Origin of the sequence: Microtetraspora sp. NBRC 13810 (assembly GCF_030268685.1) — a bacterium.
GTDB lineage: Bacteria > Actinomycetota > Actinomycetes > Streptosporangiales > Streptosporangiaceae > BSRQ01.
The window spans coordinates 219,724-241,289 of the sequence record NZ_BSRQ01000004.1 but is presented as its reverse complement, the minus strand read 5'-3'; the positions used below and the strand labels follow the sequence as shown (position 1 = coordinate 241,289).

23 protein-coding genes and 2 pseudogenes are annotated in these 21,566 nt (G+C 73.0%); 15 read left to right on the top strand and 10 right to left on the bottom strand.

The window, feature by feature from the left end; translation table 11 throughout:
• Positions 1–207 precede the first annotated feature (207 nt).
• Positions 208–2,268, top strand: a complete 2,061-nt coding sequence (locus QSK26_RS10830) for a glycosyl hydrolase family 28-related protein (RefSeq protein WP_285774909.1) — start codon at positions 208–210, stop codon at positions 2,266–2,268.
• 164 nt (positions 2,269–2,432) lie between these two features.
• Here QSK26_RS10830 and QSK26_RS10825 read toward each other — a convergent pair whose 3' ends face one another.
• Positions 2,433–2,573, bottom strand: a complete 141-nt coding sequence (locus QSK26_RS10825) for a hypothetical protein (protein ID WP_285774908.1) — start codon at positions 2,571–2,573, stop codon at positions 2,433–2,435.
• Positions 2,574–2,640: 67 nt separating this feature from the next.
• On the opposite strand from QSK26_RS10825, the gene QSK26_RS10820 reads away from it, so the two are divergent.
• Both QSK26_RS10820 and QSK26_RS10815 read left to right on the top strand, forming a co-directional pair.
• Entirely contained in the window at positions 2,641–3,207 is a 567-nt protein-coding gene (locus QSK26_RS10820; RefSeq protein WP_285774907.1) for a TetR/AcrR family transcriptional regulator, read from the top strand.
• A 94-nt stretch (positions 3,208–3,301) separates the two neighbouring features.
• Positions 3,302–3,664, top strand: coding sequence for an antibiotic biosynthesis monooxygenase family protein (locus QSK26_RS10815; RefSeq protein ID WP_285774906.1), 363 nt, complete (start codon positions 3,302–3,304; stop codon positions 3,662–3,664).
• 78 nt (positions 3,665–3,742) lie between these two features.
• Here QSK26_RS10815 and QSK26_RS10810 read toward each other — a convergent pair whose 3' ends face one another.
• Entirely contained in the window at positions 3,743–4,699 is a 957-nt protein-coding gene (locus tag QSK26_RS10810) for a LysR family transcriptional regulator (protein WP_285774905.1), read from the bottom strand.
• 259 nt (positions 4,700–4,958) lie between these two features.
• Here QSK26_RS10810 and QSK26_RS10805 point away from each other — a divergent pair, with 259 nt between their 5' ends.
• Positions 4,959–6,014: an aldo/keto reductase gene (locus QSK26_RS10805; RefSeq protein WP_285774904.1), complete on the top strand. Its 1,056-nt coding sequence runs from the start codon at positions 4,959–4,961 to the stop codon at positions 6,012–6,014.
• Between the two features lie 4 nt (positions 6,015–6,018).
• On the opposite strand, the gene QSK26_RS10800 is transcribed toward QSK26_RS10805, so the two are convergent.
• Positions 6,019–6,918: a LysR family transcriptional regulator gene (locus QSK26_RS10800; RefSeq protein ID WP_285774903.1), complete on the bottom strand. Its 900-nt coding sequence runs from the start codon at positions 6,916–6,918 to the stop codon at positions 6,019–6,021.
• Positions 6,919–7,221: 303 nt separating this feature from the next.
• Between QSK26_RS10800 and QSK26_RS10795 the strand changes: the two genes are divergently transcribed.
• Together QSK26_RS10795 and QSK26_RS10790 are read left to right on the top strand one after the other, a co-directional pair.
• On the top strand, positions 7,222–8,181 hold the full coding sequence (locus QSK26_RS10795; protein WP_285774902.1) for a GlxA family transcriptional regulator: 960 nt from the start codon (positions 7,222–7,224) through the stop codon (positions 8,179–8,181).
• Positions 8,182–8,219: 38 nt separating this feature from the next.
• Entirely contained in the window at positions 8,220–8,834 is a 615-nt protein-coding gene (locus tag QSK26_RS10790; protein WP_285774901.1) for a DJ-1/PfpI family protein, read from the top strand.
• 45 nt (positions 8,835–8,879) lie between these two features.
• On the opposite strand, the gene QSK26_RS10785 is transcribed toward QSK26_RS10790, so the two are convergent.
• Complete coding sequence (locus QSK26_RS10785; RefSeq protein ID WP_285774900.1) at positions 8,880–10,340, bottom strand: aldehyde dehydrogenase family protein; 1,461 nt, start codon at positions 10,338–10,340, stop codon at positions 8,880–8,882.
• A gap of 89 nt (positions 10,341–10,429) precedes the next feature.
• The gene (locus QSK26_RS10780; protein WP_285774899.1) at positions 10,430–11,284 is read right to left on the bottom strand and encodes an IclR family transcriptional regulator; all 855 of its coding nucleotides are present in this window, start codon (positions 11,282–11,284) and stop codon (positions 10,430–10,432) included.
• A 206-nt stretch (positions 11,285–11,490) separates the two neighbouring features.
• Here QSK26_RS10780 and QSK26_RS10775 point away from each other — a divergent pair, with 206 nt between their 5' ends.
• Entirely contained in the window at positions 11,491–12,966 is a 1,476-nt protein-coding gene (locus tag QSK26_RS10775) for an aldehyde dehydrogenase family protein (protein WP_285774898.1), read from the top strand.
• 117 nt (positions 12,967–13,083) lie between these two features.
• Entirely contained in the window at positions 13,084–14,127 is a 1,044-nt protein-coding gene (locus QSK26_RS10770; RefSeq protein ID WP_285774897.1) for a questin oxidase family protein, read from the top strand.
• An 88-nt stretch (positions 14,128–14,215) separates the two neighbouring features.
• Here QSK26_RS10770 and QSK26_RS10765 read toward each other — a convergent pair whose 3' ends face one another.
• On the bottom strand, positions 14,216–14,923 hold the full coding sequence (locus QSK26_RS10765; RefSeq protein ID WP_285774896.1) for a TetR/AcrR family transcriptional regulator: 708 nt from the start codon (positions 14,921–14,923) through the stop codon (positions 14,216–14,218).
• Positions 14,924–15,301: 378 nt separating this feature from the next.
• Here QSK26_RS10765 and QSK26_RS10760 point away from each other — a divergent pair.
• Positions 15,302–15,466, top strand: a pseudogene (locus QSK26_RS10760) (FAD-dependent monooxygenase); the annotation flags it as partial.
• A gap of 10 nt (positions 15,467–15,476) precedes the next feature.
• Here the strand turns inward: QSK26_RS10760 and QSK26_RS10755 are convergent.
• The gene (locus QSK26_RS10755) at positions 15,477–15,920 is read right to left on the bottom strand and encodes a TIGR03618 family F420-dependent PPOX class oxidoreductase (RefSeq protein WP_285774894.1); all 444 of its coding nucleotides are present in this window, start codon (positions 15,918–15,920) and stop codon (positions 15,477–15,479) included.
• A 239-nt stretch (positions 15,921–16,159) separates the two neighbouring features.
• Positions 16,160–16,915, bottom strand: coding sequence for an SDR family NAD(P)-dependent oxidoreductase (locus QSK26_RS10750; protein ID WP_285774893.1), 756 nt, complete (start codon positions 16,913–16,915; stop codon positions 16,160–16,162).
• A gap of 129 nt (positions 16,916–17,044) precedes the next feature.
• Between QSK26_RS10750 and QSK26_RS10745 the strand changes: the two genes are divergently transcribed.
• Positions 17,045–17,305: a winged helix-turn-helix transcriptional regulator gene (locus QSK26_RS10745; RefSeq protein WP_285774892.1), complete on the top strand. Its 261-nt coding sequence runs from the start codon at positions 17,045–17,047 to the stop codon at positions 17,303–17,305.
• Positions 17,306–17,393: 88 nt separating this feature from the next.
• On the opposite strand, the gene QSK26_RS10740 is transcribed toward QSK26_RS10745, so the two are convergent.
• Positions 17,394–17,831 carry a MarR family winged helix-turn-helix transcriptional regulator gene (locus QSK26_RS10740; RefSeq protein ID WP_285774891.1) on the bottom strand — a complete coding sequence of 146 codons (438 nt, stop codon included), beginning with the start codon at positions 17,829–17,831 and terminating at the stop codon, positions 17,394–17,396.
• Between the two features lie 52 nt (positions 17,832–17,883).
• Here QSK26_RS10740 and QSK26_RS10735 point away from each other — a divergent pair, with 52 nt between their 5' ends.
• On the top strand, positions 17,884–18,654 hold the full coding sequence (locus QSK26_RS10735) for an alpha/beta fold hydrolase (RefSeq protein ID WP_285774890.1): 771 nt from the start codon (positions 17,884–17,886) through the stop codon (positions 18,652–18,654).
• Here QSK26_RS10735 and QSK26_RS10730 read toward each other — a convergent pair.
• Positions 18,555–19,067 (bottom strand): annotated as a pseudogene (locus QSK26_RS10730) (TIGR03086 family metal-binding protein); the annotation flags it as partial. The gene QSK26_RS10735 and the pseudogene QSK26_RS10730 overlap by 100 nt on opposite strands.
• A 75-nt stretch (positions 19,068–19,142) precedes the next feature.
• Here QSK26_RS10730 and QSK26_RS10725 point away from each other — a divergent pair.
• The 4 genes from QSK26_RS10725 to QSK26_RS10710 all read left to right on the top strand — a co-directional run bounded on the left by QSK26_RS10725 (position 19,143) and on the right by QSK26_RS10710 (position 21,515).
• On the top strand, positions 19,143–19,580 hold the full coding sequence (locus tag QSK26_RS10725) for a MarR family winged helix-turn-helix transcriptional regulator (protein ID WP_285774889.1): 438 nt from the start codon (positions 19,143–19,145) through the stop codon (positions 19,578–19,580).
• A 313-nt stretch (positions 19,581–19,893) separates the two neighbouring features.
• Positions 19,894–20,025, top strand: coding sequence for a hypothetical protein (locus tag QSK26_RS10720; protein ID WP_285774888.1), 132 nt, complete (start codon positions 19,894–19,896; stop codon positions 20,023–20,025).
• On the top strand, positions 20,015–20,989 hold the full coding sequence (locus QSK26_RS10715; RefSeq protein ID WP_285774887.1) for a tetratricopeptide repeat protein: 975 nt from the start codon (positions 20,015–20,017) through the stop codon (positions 20,987–20,989). Before QSK26_RS10720 ends, QSK26_RS10715 begins: the two co-directional genes overlap by 11 nt.
• Complete coding sequence (locus QSK26_RS10710; RefSeq protein ID WP_352244316.1) at positions 20,922–21,515, top strand: ABC transporter permease; 594 nt, start codon at positions 20,922–20,924, stop codon at positions 21,513–21,515. Before QSK26_RS10715 ends, QSK26_RS10710 begins: the two co-directional genes overlap by 68 nt.
• Positions 21,516–21,566: the final 51 nt, after the last annotated feature.

The following is a 21,566-nucleotide window of genomic DNA, read 5'->3' as shown; positions in this document are numbered from 1 at the left end:
ACGTGGCCGAGGTGGCCCGCGGGCGAAAACCTTTGCAACGACTTGCTGTACTTGCGCAAGAACTCGGGAGCCACCCCGCAGTAGAAGAACAAGATTACGAAACTATTTCGCAGGCATCTTGTGGAACGGGGCGTGCGAGTCCTACTGTCACCTCACCCTCATGGCGCTCGCCCCCGAGAGGTCACCCCCCGAGAGAAACGAGACGCGATGTCACGGAGCATCACAGGAGCCCTGACGAGATGGTGCGGGCCGCCGCGCACGGCCGCGGTGGCGGTCCTGACCGCGGCCGCCCTCTGCATCGGCGTCATGCCGGTCGGCGCGGCGCACGCCGACCGGGAGACGCGCCGCGCCGCGGCCCCCGTCGTGACGCGCGCCGCCCTCGACCCGGCGCTGGTCGCGGGCCGGGGCGCCAGGGTCGCCTTCGCCGAGCAGGAGGCGGAGAACGCGGTGACGAACGGCACCGCCATCGGCCCCGACCGCACCGCGTACACGCTGCCGTCGGAGGCGTCCGGCCGGCGGGCGGTCAGGCTGACGCCGGGGCAGCACGTCGAGTTCACCCTGCCGAAGGCGGCCAACGCGATCACCGTGCGTTACAGCATCCCGGACGCGCCGGGCGGCGGCGGCATCACCGCGCCGCTCGCCGTCACGGTGAACGGCGGGGCGGGGAAGACCATGACCCTCACGTCGCAGTACGCGTGGCTGTACAACCAGTATCCGTTCTCCAACGACCCGAACGCCGACCTGCTGCACCCCGACTGGTGGCTCACCGAGTGCGCCTGCGTGCCCGCCGCCACCTCGCCCCCGCCGGTGATCACCAAGCCGTTCCGGCCCAGCCACTTCTACGACGAGCAGCGGCTCCTGCTCGGCAAGACGTATCGCGCGGGTGACAGGGTGCGGCTCACGGTGCCCGCCGGAAGCAACGCCGCGTGGACGGTCATCGACCTGCTCGACTCCGAGCTCGTCGCCGCGCCGCACGTCAGGCTGGTCGCGGCGAACGTGCTGGCGTTCGGCGCCGACCCGCTCGGCCGGCGCGAGTCGGCCGACGCGTTCGACAGGGCGATCGCCTTCGCCAAGCGCAACCGCCTCAAGGTGTACATCCCGCCGGGCACCTACCAGGTGAACCGCCACATCATCGTGGACGACGTGACGATCGAGGGCGCCGGGAGCTGGTACACGATCATCAAGGGCCGCGAGGTGCCGCTGAGCACGCCGGACCCGGACGGCTCGGTGCACACCGGGGTCGGCTTCTACGGCAGATACGCGGCGGACGGCGGCAGCCGGAACGTGCACCTGTCCGGTTTCGCGATCGAGGGGGACGTCCGCGAGCGCATCGACACCGACCAGGTGAACGGGATCGGCGGCGCCATGAGCGACTCGACCATCGACGGCCTGTACATCCGGCACACCAAGGTGGGCATGTGGTTCGACGGCCCGATGACGAACCTGCGGGTCACGGACAACGTCATCGTCGACCAGATCGCCGACGCCCTCAACTTCCACGGCGGCGTCACGAACTCGGTCGTGTCGAACAACTTCGTCCGCAACACCGGTGACGACGGCCTCGCCATGTGGTCGGAGAAGACGCCGAACGTGAACAACACGTTCGCGGACAACACCGTCCAGTCGCCGGTGCTCGCCAACGGCATCGCGATCTACGGTGGCAAGGACAACACGATCTCCGGCAACCTCGTGGCCGACCCGGTCCGCGAGGGCAGCGCCATCCAGGTCGGCGCCCGGTTCGGGGCCGAGCCGTTCAGCGGGCGGCTGCGGATCACCGGCAACACCACGGCCCGCGCGGGCACCTACGAGCTGAACTGGAACATCGGCCTGGGCGCCATCTGGTTCTACGCGCTGGACCGGAGCATCGACGCCGACATCGAGGTCTCCGGCGACCACTACCTCGACAACACCTACAACGCGATCATGCTGGTCAGCGAGTACGCGGTGAAGGACCTGTACTCCATCGAGGGGGTCCGCTTCAAGGACATCCGGGTGGACGGCACCGGCACCTCGGTGGTCAGCGCCCGGGTGAAGGGCTCCGCGTCGTTCGAGAACGTCGACGCCCGCAACGTCGGCGCGGTCGGGGTGAACAACTGCGGGTCGTTCAACTTCCCGCCCACCGGTTCGGAGTTCTCGCTGACCGACCTCGGCGGCAACGACGGCGGCGGCACCACCGGGCCGTGGCTCGCCCCGTGGGAGCTGCCGAACACCATCACCTGCGACGACCGCCCGCCGGTGGTCGCCCCGCCGGCGCCGTCTCCGTGGTGACCAGCCGCTGAGACGCCGCCTCCGGCCGCCCGGGACCTCCCGGGCGGCCGGTCCCTTCCCCGGAGCCGTCCCGATGACGCGGATCCCGCACGACCGGCGTGCTCGCCGCACCTTTCGCGCACCCAAGGGCATTTTGCGTAGGTGGGGGAGAAAGCCCGACAGGATCAGCCGAAGTGGTAGCCGACCCGGGTGAGCTCCTCCGAGGTCTCCCAGAGCGTGCGGCCGGTCGCCGGGTCGGCGGCGCCGCCCGGCACGGGGAGCGGGCCGGGTGTCCCGCGCCGGCGCCGGAGGGGGCCGATAGTCATTCAGCTCACTGAAGCAGCCGGACGCCCGCGTTGTCAACTGAATACTCATTCAGCTAAGGTGGGCCGCATGGCGACCCGTGATCCCGAAGCGAAGCGACAGCGGCTCCTCCAGGCCGCGCTCACCGAGTTCGCCGCCTACGGCATCGCCGGCGCCCGGATGGAGCGCATCGCCAAGCTGGCCGACTGCAGCGCCGGGCTGGTCTACACCTACTTCGGTGGCAAGGACGAGCTCTTCGAGGCCGTCTTCGAGGTCATCGTCGACCGTACCCTCACCGAATACCCGATCACCCCCGACGACCTGCCGGGATACGCGGCCCGGCTGTTCGACGGCCACGAGCTCCACCCCGAGGTCGCCCGGCTCGCCACCTGGTACCGGCTGGAGCGCGCGGACTCCGGCAGGCTCATCCCGGCCATCGAGCGGGCCGGCCGGGCCAAGGTGGACGCCATCCGGGCCGCCCAGGAGGCGGGCACGGTGTCCCGCCGCTTCGACGCCGCCCAGACGCTGGCCCTGGTCCTCAACATCGCCTTGATGTGGTCGGCGCAGTCGCCCGAGGCCGCCAAGGTGACCCCCGAGGACCGGGCATACCGCCGCGACACCGTGATCGAGGCCGTCCGGCGCCTGGTGGAGCCCTGACCGCCGGCCGTCGTGATCTCCGGCTCTTGAGCTCAACCGCGGTTGAGGTCGCAGGATGGGGGAGCAGTCCGACCTGAGAGCACGAGGAGCACGGGTGAGCGTTGACGACGGGTTCTACTCGATCATCGACTACACGGTGGACGGTTTCGACACACAGCGTGAGCTGGTGGACCTCTTCGCCGAGATCCAGGAGAGGTGGGTGCGCTTCTATCCCGGGTACCGCTCGGCGAGGTTCCACGTGAGCACCGACGGGACCCGGGTGTACAACATCGTGCACTGGGAGAGCGAGGCCGACTACCGCCATTTCGTGGCGAACTCCGACACCGACGGCCGGATGGCCGCCATCCGGGCCGCCGTGGAGGGCGTGTCCGGCACGGCTGTGGCGCGGATGACCGGGCCGCCGACCTACACCGTCGTCCGCGAGGTCGGCCCGGGGCCGCGGCTCGCGGACGCCTGAGACGGATCGCGTCCGCAAGGGGAGCCGGCCGGTGCGGGAAGGCGCCGAGCCGGTCGCCGCCCGCGCCGGCCCCCCGGGTCAGGTGGTCACGCGGCGGCGGGCCGCCGGGGAGCCGACCGGCACCGGGTGCGGCCGATGACCCCGGTGCCAGCCCTCCCTGCGGGCGAGGTCGAGGGTGACGGCGACCAGGGTGAGGGTGGCGGCGGAGGCGTGCCGCTCCCAGGCCATCTCCAGGTCGATGGTGGGCAGCCGGTCGTTGATCGGCAGGAACGTCACCCCGGCGGGAAGCTGCTCGCCCAGCGACGCCGGCAGGATCATGAACCCTTCCGAGCGCAGGTGCAGGTTGAGGTTGCGCAGCCCGGGGAGCGGGTTCTCCCAGATGGCGAACGTCTCACCGGAGCTGCGCAGCGCGGCGAGCACCTCGTCGTGGTAGCGGGGCGCGAACCGGCGGGGGAAGAACCGCAGGGTCTCGCCCCGCAGCTCGCTCAGCGACACCGCGTCCCGCCCGGCGAGCGGATGGTCGGCGCCGACCACGACGGCGAACGGCTCGCGGCGCAGCACCGTCCGCTCGAACGTCGCCGGAGTGGGCACGTGCCGCCCCAGCAGGACGTCCAGCTCGCCCGCGCGCACGGCTTCGACGAGCTCCTCGTCCCACGCCTCGCGCGCCTCCACCCGGATGCCCGGGTGCCGGTCACGCATCGCGGCGAACACCTTCGGCATCTCGTCGAAGGACGCGGTCACGGTGTACCCCACGCGCACCGGTCCCGCGTCCGCGTACGCGGCCAGCCGGGTGCGCTCGACGGCCAGGTCGGCCTCCGCGAGCACCCGCCTGGCCGACTCGACGAACACCCGCCCCGGCTCCGTCGGCCTGGCCGGGCGGCGGTGGAAGAGCTGGACGCCGAGCTGGCGTTCGAGCTCGCGGATCTGGCGGCTCAGCGGCGGCTGCGTCATGTGCAACCGCTCGGCGGCCGCCTCGAAGCTGCCGGCCTCGGCCACCGCGATCACGTAACGCATGAGGCGAAGATCTACCGTCATGGCCGCAAGTTACCCGATAGGTCCGAAAGCCATCCGAAAATGCCCCCGATGCCCCCGAATCGGTGCACGCATCGATGAGCGTCGGTGAACGATCACCGTGCGTGACGGCGGCCCGGCGTCCGCCACCTGGTGGGACACGGTGCACCGATCTCGGCCGGGCACACACGGTGACGGAGGAAGCGCTCCCCGGTTTTCAATGATCTTTATCTCCGCGTTGGTTCGCTGGCCTCCGTAACGAACTGTCGAACCAAGGAGAACCATGCTGTCTTCGAACGATCCGTCGCGGCGTGCGGTGGTGCGGGCCGGCGTGACGGGCGCGGGGGCGTTGTTCGCGGCGGCGGCGGTGGGCGGTCCCGCGGCCGGCGCGGCGGCGAGCCCCGCCCCGCGCGGGCTCATCACCCGCCGCATCCCCGGTACGGATGTCTCCATCCCCGCCGTGGGCCTGGGCACCTTCATGACCTGGGACAAGCGCCCCGAGATCGACCGCAGGCCGTTGCGCCAGGTGCTGAAGACCTTCTACGACAACGGCGGGCGCGTCGTGGACACCTCGGCGTTGTACGGCACGTCGGAGACGAACCTCGGCGAGGCCGCCGCCGCGCTCGGCATCGCCGACGAGCTGTTCGTCACCGGCAAGAGCTGGACCACCGGCGACTACCTGAACGAGCCGAGCCACGCCGAGGCGCAGTTCGCGCAGACGGTCAGGCGGCTGGGCCGCAACCCCGACGTCCTCCAGGTGCACAGCCTCACCAACGCCGAGATGAACGTGCCCATCCTGCGCAGATGGAAGCAGGAGGGCAGGATCCGCTTCCTGGGCGTCACCCACCACGTGATCCCCTACTACCCGGCGCTGGAGAACTGGGTGCGGACGGGCGACGTCGACTTCGTGCAGCTCCGCTACTCCATCTTCATGCGCGAGGCCGAGCGGCGCATCCTGCCCGCGGCGGCCGACACCGACACCGCGGTGATGGTCAACATGGCGCTGGAGAAGGACCGGCTGCACCGGATCGTGCGGAACCGCCGCGTCCCCGAGTTCGCCAGGGAGGAACTCGGCGTGCAGAACTGGGCGCAGTTCTTCATCAAGTTCGTCCTCGGCCACCCGGCGGTCACCTGCGTCCTGGTCGCCACCGGGAACCCGGAGCACATGGCACAGAACATCGGCGCGCTGCGCGGCCCGGTGCCCACCGGGAGCCAGCGCAGGCAGATGGTGAAGTACATGGAGGGCGTCCCCGGCTTCTCCGAGATCGGGAACACGCCGTGGTATCCGGGGCGCACCTGGAACCAGGGGGTCGTCAGGCTCACCGGCAACGAGCGCTGAGCGGTCAGCCGCCGGCGTCGTCCGGGCCGGGCTGCGGAGGCGCGGCGGTACGCCGCCGCGCCTCCGCCACCACGTCGGCGAAGGCGCGTACCCGGTCGTTCTCCTCGCCCGCCGCCCAGACCAGGCGGCTGACCAGCGGGGGGACGCCGCGCAGCGGGACCGTCACGACGTCGGGGTGCCGGTAGTGGTCGGTGAAGGACGCGACGGTCGGGTGGGCGATCCGGCCCGCCGCGATCAGCCACAGGGCCTCGGCCGCGTCACCGCGCAGGCCGAGCGCCCCGGCCGGTCCGCCCGGCTCCTCCGCCAGGTCGCGCGCGGTGGCGTGCCCGCGCCGGGCCAGCGGATGGTCCCTGCGCACCGCGAGCACGCGCGCCTGCCTGCTGACGACCGGTCCGAGGGCGAGCCCGTCCTCGGCGGCGGGCTGCCAGGCGATCGCCAGGTCCACCTCACCCGCCCGCAGCGCGCGCGTCACCCCGCCGGGCTCCCGCGCCTCCCGCCCCGCCCCCGGCGTCACGACCAGGCAGTGCGGGTGGAGGGCCCCGAAGGCGCCCAGCAGCTCGGGCAGTGAGGGGTCGTCGCAGGCGAGGTCGGCGACGGCGAGGCTGAGCCGCCCCGACACCTCGCGCAGCGAACGCACCAGCCGGTGGATCTCCTCGTACGGCGGGCGCAGTCCGTCGCGCAGCCGTTCGCCGAGCGGCGTCAGCGTCACCCGCCGGCTGGTCCGCTCGAACAGCCGGCCGCCCGCCCGCCGCTCCAGCCTGCTGACCAGCTGGCTCACCCGGGACGAGGAGAGCCGCAAGCGGCTGGCCGTACGCCCGAAATGCAACTCCTCAGCCAGCACCAGGACGACCTCGATCTCCCGCAGGTCGGGAACCCGGGTCCAGGTGGTGTCACCGGCCGTCACCGCACCTCCCTCGCGAACTCGGCGCCGCCACCGGGCGGCGGCACGCGACGGCCCGATCGTCGCCCCCGGGACCACTTCACTGCCAGGTCCCGTTCGGACCGGGGGGATACCCGGCGGGCATGCCCCCGGCGGTCCGCCGGATCGAACGCCCCCCCGGCCGGTACGGCGGCGCCGTCGGCCGGACGGCGGGCCCGCGCGAGGCCGGACGGCGGAACCGGTGGTGGAGTGGTGTGGAGGTGGATGGCAGAAATCGTCATAGGCGTGGCATTGCCGCCATGTCCTCCGGCTGGTGAGGATGGAGGCGTGACCACCCGACACGTCGTCTTCGCCGTCTTCCCGGACTTCCAGATCCTCGACCTGACCGGCCCGTACGAGGTGTTCTCGCAGGTCGGGATGCATGCCGGGGGAGTGGTCATCCAGACGGTGGCCGCCGATCCCGGTCCGGTGCGGGCCCGGTGCGGGCTGTCGGTGTCGCCGGTCATGACGATGGAGGAGGCGACCGGGCCGATCGACACGCTCATCGTCGTGGGCGGCGTGGGCGTCCGGCGGGCGTGTGAGGACGCCCGGCTCGTCGGCTGGATCCGGCAGGCCGCCGGGCGGGCCAGGCGCACGGCCTCGGTGTGCAGCGGAGCCTTCCTGCTGGCCGCGGCCGGGCTGCTCGACGGGCGGCGGGCGGTCACCCACTGGGGCCGGTGCGAGTCGCTCGCCCGGGAGTATCCGCTGGTCGACGTGGACCCCGACCCGATCTATGTCCGGGACGGGGACATCTGGACGTCGGCCGGGGTCACCGCCGGCATCGATCTGGCGCTGGCGATGGCCGAGGAGGACCACGGGGCCGAGATGTCCCGGGCCATCGCCAGGCAGCTGGTCATGTTCGTGCAGCGTCCCGGCGGGCAGGCGCAGTTCAGCGCGCAGCTCGCCGCGCAGCGCCCGTCCCGCGCGCCGCTGCGCGGCGTGCAGGACTGGATCGCCGACCACCTCGACACCGACCTGACCGTGTCCGCGCTCGCCGCGCGGGCCGGGATGAGCGAACGCCACTTCGCCCGGGTCTTCCGCGCCGAGACCGGGCGGACCCCGGCCGCCTACGTGGAGACCGCCCGGGTCGAGGCGGCCCGCCGGCTGCTGGAGACCACCGGCACCACCGTCGAGGCGGTGGCCCGGGCCTGCGGCTTCGGCACCGTCGAGACCCTGCACCGCAGCTTCAAGCGAACCGTCCGCGTCACCCCGGGCGAATACCGGGAACGCTTCTCCGCCGCCACCTGATCCGCAGCCAGCAGACATCCAGCAGAAAGGTGCCCACCATGCGCGTGGTCATCCCGATCTTCGACGGCCTCACCCCCCTCGACGCCGTCGGACCCTACGAAATCCTCCGCATGCTGCCGGGGGCGGACGTGGTGTTCGCGGCGGCCGCGCCCGGCCCGGTCCGCGACGGCGCCGGCTTCCTCACCCTCACCGCGCAGGCGGCGTTCGGCGAGATCGGCTCCGCCGACATCCTGGTCGTGCCCGGCGGCCCGGGGGCCAGGCGCCGGGTGTCCGACGAGCCGCTGCTCGGCTGGATCCGCCGGGTGCACGCCACCACCACCTGGACCACGTCGGTGTGCACCGGCTCGCTGCTGCTCGGCGCCGCCGGGCTGCTCACCGGTCTGCGGGCCACCTCGCACTGGAGCGCCGCCGACATCCTGCGCTCCTACGGCGCCGAGTACACCGACGAGCGCGTCGTCCGCCAGGGCAGGATCGTGACCGCCGCCGGAGTGTCCTCCGGCATCGACATGGCCCTCACCCTGGCCGAACTCGTCGCCGGCCGCGCCGCCGCCGAGGCGTTCCAGCTCGCCATCGAGTACGACCCCCAGCCGCCCTTCGACTCCGGCTCCTACGCCAAGGCGTCCCAGGCGGCCAAGGACTACCTGGGCGTCTGAGGCGACCGGTCAGAACGGGTAGGCGGGGGGCCCGCCCGCGCACGGTCAGAACGGGTAGGCCGGGGCCTGCCCGCGCACGGTGACCCAGCGGGTCTCGGTGAAGGCGTCGACGTTGGCCGCCGCGCCGCCGAACCGGGAACCGGTACCGGACGCCCCGACCCCGCCGAAGGGGGCGTTGGCCTCGTCGTTGACGGTCTGGTCGTTGACGTGCACGATGCCGGTCGGCAACCGGTCGGCCAGGTCCAGCCCGCGCATCACGTCCCGAGTGACGATGCCCAGCGACAGCCCGAACTCGGTCGCGGTGGCCAGCCGTACGGCTTCCGCGGCGGTGGAGAACCGGGCGACCGGGGCGACCGGGCCGAAGATCTCCCGGGCGAACGCCGGGGTGTCCGGCGAGACGTCCGCGAGGACGGTGGGGGAGTAGAAGAGCCCTTCGAAGCCGCCGCCGGCGGCCAACCGCGCCCCGTGGTCGACGCTGGCCGTGACGACACCGTGGATCTTGTCCCGCTGGCGGATGTCGATCACCGGGCCGAGCGCGACCTGGTCCCTGGCCGGGTCGCCGACCGGCAGCGCGGCGGCCTTGGCGGCGAGCCGTGCCACGAAGTCGTCATAGAGCCGCTCGTGCACCAGGTGCCGGCCGGTGGTCATGCAGATCTGGCCCTGGTGGAAGTAGCTGCCCCAGGTGGCGAGGTTGACCGCCTCGTCCACGTCGGCGTCCTCCAGGACGATCAGGGCGGAGTTGCCGCCGAGTTCCAGGTGCGCGCGCTTGAGGTGCCTGCCCGCCAGCTCGCCCACCCGGCGGCCCGCCTCGGTGGAACCGGTGAAGGAGATGACCCTGACCAGCGGGTGGGTCACCATGGCCTCGCCGACGTCGGCTCCGCCGGGCAGCACCTGGAGCAGCCCGGCGGGCAGCCCGGCCTCCTCGAAGACCCGGGCGACGGTCACTCCGCCGGTGACCGCCGTCCGCGGGTCGGGCTTGAGCACGACCGCGTTGCCGAGCGCCAGCGCGGGCGCGACCGACCGGATGCCCAGGATGATCGGCACGTTGAACGGCGAGATCACCCCGACCACCCCGGCGGGGACCCGGCGCGCCATCGACAGCCGGGGCTCCTCGCTGGGCAGCAGCTCGCCGTAGGGGCGGCTGGGCAGCGCGGCGGCCTCGTAGCACTCCTGTTCGGCGACGTGCACGGCGAACCCGGCCATTCCGGGCACCGCGCCGACCTCGCGGATGTTCCACCAGGAGATCTCCTCGGCGTGCTCGGCCCACAGCGCGGCGGCTCGGCGGAGCACCGCCGCCCGTTGAGGGTGCGGCGTGGCGGCCCACTCGCGCTGGGCCGCCGCGGCGCTCTCCGCGGCGCGGGCGAGATCATCGGCACCGGCCACGCCGATCCGCCCCAGGGACGCCCCGGTGGCCGGCTCGATCACGTCGGCGGTGCCTCCGGAGCCGGGCACCCATGAGCCGCCGATGAAGACCTTGTCCTGCCACTGCGCCGCGTCCAGAAACACCGGGGAGGTCCTTTCACTCGTCGAACGCGCCGAATGTAGGCCAAGCTTTCCGTTTAATCAACGGTGAGTTTCAATTATTCGAACGCCGCTCAGATCTCGGGGCGGTAGCCGAGCCGGGCGGAGATCTCGGCCGCGGCCCGCCGGAGCGGTCCTTCGAGGCGGGCGGTCACCGACTCGGCCGACGCCGTCCAGGTGGTCAGGTGCACCGCGACGTTGATCGCCGCGACGACGTTGCCGGACCGGTCGCGGACGGGCGCGGCGATCGACCTCAGCCCGGGGGCGAGCTCCTCGTCGTTGACCGCGATCCCCGACTGCCGCACCTTGGCGAGCACGCTCACGAGCTGCTCGCGGGCGGTGATGGTCTTCGGGCCGCGCCTGGCGAGGTCGGTGCGGTCCAGCAGCGCGCGCAGCGCCGCGGGCTCGCGGAAGGCCAGCAGCACCTTGCCCATCGAGGTGCAGTAGGCGGGTAACCGGGAGCCGACGTGCAGGTTCAGGTCGACGGCGAGCCCTCCCGCGCGGCGGCTCCTGCGGCGTTCCACATAGACGATGTCCGGGCCGTCGAGCACGGCCATGCCGGCGGCGTAACCGGTCTCGTCGGACAGCGCCTGGAGATGGTGGGAGGCGACGCGGGTCATCTCCATCGAGCTGAGCGCGGCGAAGCCGAGGTCGATGACCCGCGGGCCGAGCGAGTACTTCCTGGTGTCCGGGTCCTGCTGCACGTAGCCGAGCTTGGCCAGCGTCGCCACGTAGCGGTGCGTGGTGCTGCGGTTGAGGTTCACCGCCCGCGCCAGGTCGGCGATGCCCAGCACCGGGCCCGCCTCGCCGAACAGCGACAGGATCATCAGTCCGCGTTCCAGCGACTGGGAGAAGGATCCCCCCGAGGTGACGGAGTCGTCGTCCTCGGGCCGGTCGGACGGTTCCGAGGAAGGGCGACGGGTGCTCATCGTCGAACGGTACCAAGACGGCGTTCCAGCTATTAGAACAATGGATTGACCTCCGGTACACGCGCTGCCAATTGCCTCGGCACCGATTCCGCCCCCCGAGACGACGCGGGCTGTGCAGCCTGCTCACCGACCGGTTCGACGTACGGCTGCCGCCCGTCGGCTACCATCTGCAACGGCCCCACCGGCGGACGAGGAGAACTGACGTCTTGAGTCGTAGCGGGGAGCCCGGCGGCACCGTACTGCACCACATCGGCGGGCAGTGGGTCCGCTCGGTGAGCGGGCGGGAACACCCCGACCACGACCCCTGGACCGGGCGGCCGATGGCCGTCGTCGCGTCCGGCGACGCGGACGACGCCCGCCGGGCGGTCGAGGCCGCGCACGCCGCGTTCCCCGGATGGGCGGACCTGCTGCCCACCGACCGGCAGATGATCTTCCTGCGCGCGGCCGAGGCGCTCGCGAGACGGGAGGCGGAGGTCATCGGGCTGCTCGCCGCCGAGACCGGCTGCGGCGCGCACTTCGCCCAGGTGCAGTTCACCTTCAGCCTCTCGCTGCTGCGCCAGGCCGCCGGGCTCGCGCACGCCCCCACCGGCCAGATCCTGCCCTCCGACGTGCCGGGCACCCGGGCCCTCGCGGTGCGCCGCCCGGTCGGCGTGGTCGCCGCGATCGCCCCCTGGAACGCCGCGCTCGTCCTCGCCGGCCGCGCCGTCGTAGGCCCCCTCGCCCTGGGGAACACCGTCGTGCTGAAACCGTCTGAGGAGTCCCCGATCACCGGCGGCACCCTGTGGGCCGAGCTGTTCGCCGAGGCGGGCCTGCCGCCCGGGGCGCTCAACGTGGTCACCCACGCCCCCGGCGACGCCGGCGTGATCGCCGAGGAGCTCGTCACCCACCCGCACGTGCGGCGGATCAACTTCACCGGCTCCACGGTCACCGGGCGGCGCCTCGCCGAGCTGGCCGCCCGCCACCTCAAACGGCCGGTGCTCCAGCTCAGCGGGCACAACTGCCTGCTCGTCCTGGCCGACGCCGACGTGCGGCACGCGGTGGACGCCGCGGCCTACGGCGCGTTCGTGCACCAGGGCGAGGTGTGCATGTGCGCCAGGAGGATCCTCGTGGAGCGCCCGATCGCCGAGGAGTTCACCGAGCGCTTCGTCGCCAAGGTGTCCGCCCTGCCGGTCGGCGACCCGCGCGACCCCGGCACCGTCATCGGCCCGCTCATCAACCGGTGGGCGCTCTCCCTCGTCGGCCGCCGGGTGGAGGAGGCGGTGGCGATGGGCGCCCGGATCCTCACCGGCGGCGACCCGCGTCCGCCCTGCTACCCGGCGACCGTGCTCACCGACGTCCCGGAGGAGGCGGAGATCGCCTTCGAGGAGACGTTCGGCCCGGTCGCGCTGCTGGAGGTCGTCGAAGACCGCGACGAAGCCGTCCGCCGGGCCAACGCCTCCCGCTTCGGCCTGACCGCCGGGATCCTCACCGGCGACGCCTACCGCGGACTCGACCTCGCCCGCCGGCTGGAGGTCGGCATCGTGCACGTCAACGACCAGCCGGTCAACGACGAGCCGCACATGCCCTTCGGCGGGCTGAAGGACAGCGGATGGGGCAGGTTCGGCCGCGGCTTCGCCGCCGAGGACTTCACCGAGCTCCAGTGGGCCACCCTGCGTGACACGCCCCGGACCTTCCCCTTCTGACCGCCGGAAGGTCAGGAGCTTGACTCCCGGAGGGCCGGGGGACTAGGTCCGATGGAGCAGGAGGTCTCGGCCGTCGGGCCCATGCGGCGGGACGGGCGCCCGGTTAGCGTCTGACGCATGAATGGCGACGGAGTGCTGGAAGAGGCGTACGAGCGGTTGCACCGCACCGGGCCGGAGTTCGAGGGCTGGCTGAGCAACCACGGTCCGATGGCGGCGGAGTCGATGGTCCGGCATGGGCACGCGGGGGAGGTGCACCGCTGGCTCGACGGCTACGTCCGCCGCCTGGAGGAGGCGCCGGGCGGGAGCAGTCCCATCGACCCCGGCGATTGGCGGCCCGCGCTGGGGGATGCGCGCAGGTTGGGCGACTGGCTGGCGTACTTCGGGCGCGTGGTGCGGGAAGAGCCCTGGCGTGCCGTACTGGAGACGTGGTGGCCGCGGCTGCTGCCCGGCATCGCGGCCGGCGCCACCCACGGGGTGATCCGCACCGGGCACGCGGTGCACGCCCTGCTGAGTCGCGAGGACGAGCCGCGGCTGGCGGAGTTCGGCCAGGCCCTGGGGTACTGGGCGGCGCGCTGGCAGCCGGTCGCGGGCACGGCCGCGCCCTCCGGAGCCACCGGCCCCGGGCGGGCCCTCGCCGCCGTGCCGCGGGTGCCCGACCAGCGGGAGGGCATCAACCACCGGCTGGACCAGCTGGCGCGCCTCGACGGCTGGACGGCCTCGCTCGCCGCGCTGCGACCGGCGGCCGACGCCGGCCAGGCGCATGCCCTGCTCTCCGAGCTGGCGGACGCGGCGACCCTGCGCTACCTGACGCACGGGCACGGCTCGCCCGTCATGCTGGTCCACTCGGCGACCGCGCCGACCGCCGTGCTGCGCACCCTGCCCGCGCTGCCCGCCGAGCTCTGGGACGCCAGCCTGGCGGCGGCGTGGGCGGCCGGCGCGGCGGTCTCCGCGGCCTACCTCCCCGAGGGCCCCGCCCCGCGGGAGACCCTGCCCGCCGCCCCCGGCTCCCCCGAGGAGGCGTTCGACCTCGCCGTACGGCACGGCGACGAGCACGTCATCAAACTCGCCGACACCTGCCTCGACGTCCACTGGCGCACCGGCGACCCCGACGCCCTCGCCGCCGTGGCCCGCGCGGCCGGACTGATCGCCCCGCTGTCCTGACCCGGCGCCTCCGTCCACGGGCGCGGGGCGTGCTCCGCCGGCCGCCGGCCCGGCTCCAGGGCGCCCGAGCCCCGTCCCGGAGGCGTGGTCAGCGGCCGGACGTGCCCCCGGGGAGGGACCGGTGGCCGTCGAGGACGCGTTCCAGGCCGTCGGCGAAGGCGCGGTCGTGCCGGTCGGGCCGGTGCGGCCCCTCCGCCTCCACCATGATGCGGATCAGCGTCGGGTAGGCGCCGCCCGCGATGACGGCGTCGCCGTACGCGCCCTGGGCGGCCATCCGGGACGCGAAGTCGAAACCGGCCTCCCGCTCGGCCAGCTCCCGTGTCACCGCGCCGTGCACGAAGATCTGCACCGTGCCGACCAGCGCGAGCATCTCGTCGGCGTCCAGGCCGAACCCGTCGACCGCGCCGTACCAGGACTCCATCCAGCGCAGCGAGCCGGGGCCGAGGTTCGGCCTGGCCGCGACCAGCATGGGAAGCCAGGGATGGCGCAGCATCACGGCCCGTGACCCGGCCGCCAGCGCCCGCAGGTCGGCGCGCCACTCCCCGGTGCGCTCCGGCGGCTCCTCCGCGCGCATCACCGCGTCGACCATGAGGTCGAACAGCTCGTCCTTGCCGGTCAGATAGCGGTAGAGCGACGCCGTTCCGGCGCCCGGCTCGGCGGCCACCCGGCGCATGGACACCGCCTCGACGCCCTCGGTGTCGGCGACGCGCACGCCCGCCGCGGCGACCGCGTCCCTGCTGTGGGCGGGCCGCGGTCCGCGGGCGGCCCGCTCGGGCCGGTTCCAGATCGGTTCCATTGCGAACGGTCCCAAAACAGCGAACACTGTTGCCGGGTTTTGGGGGCTGGGTCATGGATTTCGACGTCGTCGTGGCGGGGGCGGGGCCCGTGGGGCTCATGCTCGCCTGTGAGCTGCGCCTCGGCGGAGCCTCGGTGCTGGTGGCACTCGGACGTCTCGGCGGCGGCGCCGTCGCCCAGCTCGACCTGGAGGCGATCCTCGCCCGGCGCGCGGTGTCGCTCGGCGCGGAGGTGTGGCGGGGCGCCCCGCTGACCGGGTTCGAGCCCGTTGACGACGGGGTGGTCGTCGAGGCCGGGGCGCGGCGGATCACGGCGGGCTGGCTGGCCGGCTGCGACGGCGGGCGCCGACATAGAGATCACCGGGATGCGAGTGGGCATCCGGTACACCGACGCCACCCGGCAGGCGCCGATCTACTCCAGGGGCCGGGTGCTGCTCGCCGGCGACGCCGCGCACATCCACTCGCCGGCCGGCGGCCAGGGACTGAACCTCGGCATCGGCGACGCGGTCAACCTGGGCTGGAAGCTGGCCACAGCGGGAGGAGGGCGTGGCGGGGTCAGCTGCCGTAGATCCGGGCCGGGGCAAGCAGGACGACCGTACGTCGTTGCTCGGCCATGACCCGGTCGTACTCGTCCCAGTCGTCGTGGCTGCCGCCTGCCGCGGTGAACACCTCACGCAGCAGCAGTCGCAGCCGCTCGCCGTCGACGCCGGAGGCCGGATCATCCGGCCCTATGAGCCCGGCCGTGCCCTCGACGGTGGCCCAGGCCCAGCCGGACCGGACCGTGACGGTCACCTGGGGGCGCGCCCGCAGGTTGGCCAGTTTCACCCTTCCGTAGGTGACGAACCCGACCACCGGGACGCCGGTGAGCGGGTGGGCCAGCAGGCCCGCGTTGACCAGCGACGCCTGGATGGTGCCGTCCGCTCGCAGGGTCGAGACGACCACCAGGCCGCGTTCCGTCGCTGCCAGTGCGGCGAACTCTTCCAGCGTTGTCTTAGCCATCCGTCCCTCACCAACGGCCGTTCGGGTTGCGGCGGATGACGACGACCCGGTGGCCGCGCCGGGCTGGCCCGGCGGAAGCCCGGCAGGCGCCTACGGTGATCAGGGTCGAAGACATGATCCTTTTCGCTCCTCTGTCGATGGAGATGCCGGCGACGGGGTGGTCAGGCTCAGGCTAGGGCCGCGGGCTCGGCGTCGCCGCCAGGCAGGCGAGAGCGAACGCCGTGTCGGCCCGGCGGCGCTCAGGAACCGAGGACGAAGGGGACGTTCTCGGGTGCGGCCTTGCGGGCCGCGAGGAGCGCGGCGGCCACGTCGCCGACCGGCAGCCGCAGCGGCGGCGCGTCGAGCTCGGCGGCGTCGGCGACCGCGCGGGCGACCTGCTCCGAGGTGAGAGAGCCGCTGCGGTCCAGGCTGTCGGTGGCCAGCGCGGTGTAGGGGTCGTCGGGCAGCCGGTAGATCAGCGGGTCGTCGAGCGCACCCGAGCTCACCGTGCCCGGCTGCAGCAGGGTGGTGTGGATCCCGAACGGGCCGGTCTCGATGGCCAGCGCCTCGGCCAGCGCCTCCAGGGCCCACTTGCTGGCCGCGTAGGCGGCGTTCCCCGAGAAGACGACGCGGCCCACCACGCTGGACACGAACAGCAACCGCCCGCTCTTGCGCGCGCGCATCTGCGGCAGCACCGCCTGGGCGACCCGGATCGCGCCGGAGGTGTTCTGCGCGAACAGCCGCTCGATCTCGGCCACCGGACTCGCCTCGACCGCGGCCAGGAAGATCACGCCCGCATTGGACACCAGCACGTCCACCTCACCGGCGGCCGCGACCGCCTCGTCGACGGTGGCCTGGTCGGTGACGTCGAGGCGCAGCCGCTGCGCCACGTCGAGACCCTCCAGCGCGCGCGGGTCGCGGGCGGTGGCGATGACGCGGTAGCCGCGGGCGGCGAACTCGGCGGCGGTGGCCCGGCCGATGCCCTTGGAGGCCCCGGTGATCAGGACGGATGGCATGGGCGTCTCCAGTCGGTACGAAATTCAGACTCGCGAACGTCGGCTACGCTAACCATCGTGAGTCTGAAAAGCAAACCCTCTCGAACCGCTGATCCTCGTGTCTGCGGGATCGCCGACGCACTGGGTGTCGTGGGTGACCGCTGGGCTCTGCTCGTGCTCCGCGAACTGGGCCTCGGCGTCCACCGGTTCAACGAGATCCAGGCCAACACCGGCGCTCCCCGCGACTCGCTCGCGACCCGGCTGCGCGAACTCGAGGACGCCGGGCTGATCACCCGCCGTCGTTACTGCGAGCACCCGCCCCGCGACGAGTACGTCCTCACCGATGCCGGGACGGCGATCGGACCTGTACTGCGTGAGCTGCGCATCTGGGGCGAGACCTACGCACGCTGAGGCCCGCGGAACCGCGCGGCGGCGCCCACGGCACCCGCCGCGCGTTCGCACGGCGCCCCCGCACCGCGGGCCGGACCCCCGCGGCAGGTCAGGTGCCGGCGCCGGACAGGCGGGCGGCGAGGGTTTCCAGCAGTGCGACCACCTCGGCGAGTTCGGCGGGATCGTCGGTGCCCAGTGACGCCGCGAGCGGGCCGTCGATGGGTGTGGCGCGCACCTCGGCCACCCGCTGTGACATCTGCGGGGCGACCTGGATCAGGGTGCGGCGGCGGTCGGCCGGATCGGGGCCGGTCACGATCGAGCCCGCCGTCCTGAGCCGGGCCACGGCGGCGGAGACCGCGCTCTGAGGAAGGCCCGTACGACCGGCGATCTCGCCGACGGAGGTCCGCGGATGGGCGCGCAGGTCGGCGACGACGACGAGCACGGTGCGGGTGCTGGTGGTCTGCGGTCCGATGCCTTCGGTCGGCATCGTCTCCTCGGCGATCTTCATCAGCGTCCGGCCCAGCAGGAAGAGGTCGACTCCGTTCATGTGACCCAACTTACATCAAAACAGATGCATCAAATCTGATACATTCACCGGCATGGACGGATATCTCCCTGTCCCCGGCGCCCGGCTCTACTACGAAGTCCGCGGCGACGGCCCCGCCCTGCTCATCTCCCAGAGCGGCGAAGGCGACGCCGGCCGTACGGCAGACCTGGTGGTCCGGCTCGCCGACACCTACACCGTCATCACCTACGACCGGCGCGGCCTGTCCCGCAGCACCCTGGACGACCCGGCCGCCGGCGCGACCATGGCCGAGCACGCCGACGACGTCCAGCGGCTGCTCGCCCAGCTCACGGACGGGCCCGCGCACATGCTCGGCTGCAGCTTCGGCGCCGTGCTCGGCCTGCACCTGGCCGTCCGGCACCCCGGCCGGCTCGCCACGCTCATCGCCCACGAACCCGTCGCGCCCGCCCTGCTCCCCGACGCCGACCGCCGGCACCACGAAGAGGAACTGGTGGAACTCCAGCGCGTCTACCGTGAGCGGGGGCTCGAAGGCGCCTTCGGCAAGATCGCCGAGGTCCTCGGCATCAGGCCCGGCGAGCAGGAAGCCGAACCGGACCTCACCCCGCACCCGATGGACGACCGGCGCCGCGCGAACTTCGACTTCTTCATCCGCAATGGTCCGGGTCAGCCGAGCGGCTCCGGCGTGCGGCCGAGCAGGGCGAGGAGGCGGTCGAAGCGGGGGGCGTCACCGGGGACGGTCAGGGCGGGGCGGAAGGCGGCTCCCGGCCGCAGGCGGCGCTCGTCGTCGGGCACCGCGAGGGCGATCGGCCAGGCGGCCTCCACGAGGTCCGGCTCCGGGACATAGGGGACGCCGAGCGCGCGGGCGACGTCCCAGCCGTGCACCAGGTAGTCGATGAAGTGGAAGCCGATGGCCGTCCGGGCGGGGAACTCCGGGCCGAGCGGCGCGAACTCCGGCAGCGTGAACTCCCGGCCGGGCACGCCGTCCTCGCCGAACGCGCCGATCACCTCTTCGGCCGACCGCAGATAGGCGGGCACGGCGTCGTCCCCGGGCGAGGACACCCGCCACACCGCGAGGTCGGCGCCCTCACCCCTCGCGGCGGCGGCGAAGCCGTTGTGCTGGGCGGTCATGTGCGCCAGCAGGTCGCCCAGCGTCCAGTCGGCGCACGGCGTCGGCCGCCCGAGGTCCGCCGCCGTCGCCTTCATGACCACGGCGGCGCTCGCGAGCACCGCCCGCCGGTCCAGCTCTCTGATGTCCATGCCGTCTCCAAGTAGTAAGCTCGTGCACATCATCTACATGTGCTTATCATCTGTCAACGCGTATAGTGACGTCCCATGGCCGACCGTCCCGACCTGGCCGCGATGATCAGCCCGCTGGGCCGGGCGCTGATCGAGGCCGAGTTGCCCGTCCTGCGCGAGCACGGCCTGTCGATGTGGGCCTACTCGGTCCTGTTGGCCCTCGGCGCGCGCCCGCTGCGGACGCAGGCCGCGCTCGCGGAGTCCATCCGCGCCGACAAGACGCGCATCATCGGCGTCCTCGACGACCTCCAGCGCCGGGGGCTCATCGAGCGCACGCCCGACCCCGGCGACCGGCGGGCCCGGCTCCTGTCGCTGACCGAGGAGGGCCGCCGGGTGCGCGACTCGGCGCAGGCCGGCATCCAGCGCAACGAGGAACGCCTGCTGGGCCGCTTCCCCGCGGACGACCGGCGGGCCTTCCTCCGGGTCCTGCGCGCCCTCGCCGACCTGCCCCCCGAGGAGATCGCGGGCCCCTGACCCGTTACCCCAACCGTCGTGCAGGTTCACCCGTGACTGGGCATGACCACGACCTTCGTACGTCATGTCCGGTTCCTCGTTCCGCACCTGGCCGATCACGCCCCTGCGGTTGCCGGACCGAGCCCCGGCTGCCTCCCGGCCGGGACGTCATCCGCGACGAAGCGCCGCGGCCGGCGGTCGCGTGCGCGGGCTGCCGCCGGAGCGGGAGGAGTCCGGCCACAGCCGCCGGCTGGTCCGGCTCCAAGTCCGGCACAAGTGAGGCACAAGCCGGCGCGGTCACGATCGGGGACGTCCTGTCCTTGGAAGGAGTGCCGTGCGTAAGTTCAAGCGCCTGTCCGCACTGGTGGCCGTTTCGGCCGTGCCGTTCTTCTTCGTGCTGATGACCGGCACGGCGGAGGCCATCCGCATCGCCAACCACTGCGAGCCGGCCCCCGGTGATCGCTGACCGGTTCGCCCGGCGCCGCCGGGTCGCGCTGATCCGGCGGTGTCTCCTGCGCGGCGTGTACTGCCGCAGGCGCGGGTGGTACGCCGAGGGGGAGCGCTGGGCGCGGCGGGCCGACGAGGCGGCACGTGAGGTGGACCTCGCCGGTCGCGCGACGCTGCTGGTCGACCTGGCCTCGCTCTGGCACGCGCTCACCCGCTACCCGGAGTCGCACGCGTGCGCCCGGCGCGCGGCCGAACTGCTCACCCCCTCGCCACCCGGCCCGGGACGCGACGGCCCGCTGTCCGACGCGCTGGTCCGGATGGGAGACGTCGAACGCAGGCAGGCGAGGTACGTGCCCGCCGAGGTGCACCTGCGGCACGCGTTCGCGCTGGCGCCGGAGACCGACCACGAGCGGGGCGCCGCGGTACGGCTGGCCCTGGGCGTGCTGTGCAAGGAACTCGGCCGGTACGGCGAGGCCGAGACGTGTTACCGCGACGCCCTGACCCGCCTGGACCGGCTGGGCGGCGAGCACCCGATGCGAGCCGACGCCCTGCACAATCTCGCCGGGCTCGCGCACACCCGCGGCGACCCCGGCGGAGAACGGTACGCGCGGGCCGCGATCGAGGCCAGACGCCGGACGCTCGGCCCCCGTCCCGGCCCCCGCCACGACCACGTGGCCGCGGACCTGGCCGTGCTCGGCGCGCTGCTCGCCGGCCAGGGCAGGCACGCCGAAGCGGAGGAGACGCTGCACCGGGCGATGGACATCTTCCGCGAACGCCTCGGAGCCGACCACTACGAGGTCGCCGTCTGCCAGGTGAACCTCGCCCGCCTGGACCACCTCCAGGGCCGGGCCGAGCAGGCGGGACGGCGTTACCGGGACGCCCTGCGCATCAAACGGCTCACCCTCGGCCCCGGCCATCCCGAGGTCCGGCGCCTGTCGGCGCTGGTGGCCGAGGTGGGGGACGGCCTCGCGGGGAAGGGCTAGCCTGACGTACTTCGACCGCTACGTCCCTGTTCTGATCCTGTTCAATCTGGCCATCCTGGCCACGGCCTCCCTGCCGACCACGCTCGCTGGATACCGGGAAAACGGCGTGCTGCGGCGCATGCGGACCACGCCGGTAGGCCCGGCCCGCGTGCTCACCGCCCAGCTCGTGGCCAACTTCGCCATCGCGGTCGTCGCGATGGTCCTGTTCGTTGCGGTGGCCGGGCTCGGCTTCGGCGTCGACCTGCCGAAGCACCTTCTCGGTTTCACCCTCGCCTGGCTGCTCGCGGCGGCCGCGCTGCTCGCGATCGGCCTGCTGATCACCGCGCTCGCCCCCGGGCGTGGCCCGGCCACGGCGATCGGCACGGTGCTTTTCTTCCCGATGATGTTCTTCGCCGGACTCTGGGTGCCGATCTCGCAGATGTCGCCGCTGCTGCGGAACATCGCCCACTACACCCCGCTCGGCGCGGGCATGGGGGCGTTCCAGGACGCGTATCTGGGTCACTTCCGTCCGTCGTGCCGCTGTTGACCCTGGCGGCCTATGCGGTGGTGTGCGCGTTCGTCGCGGTCCGCTGGTTTC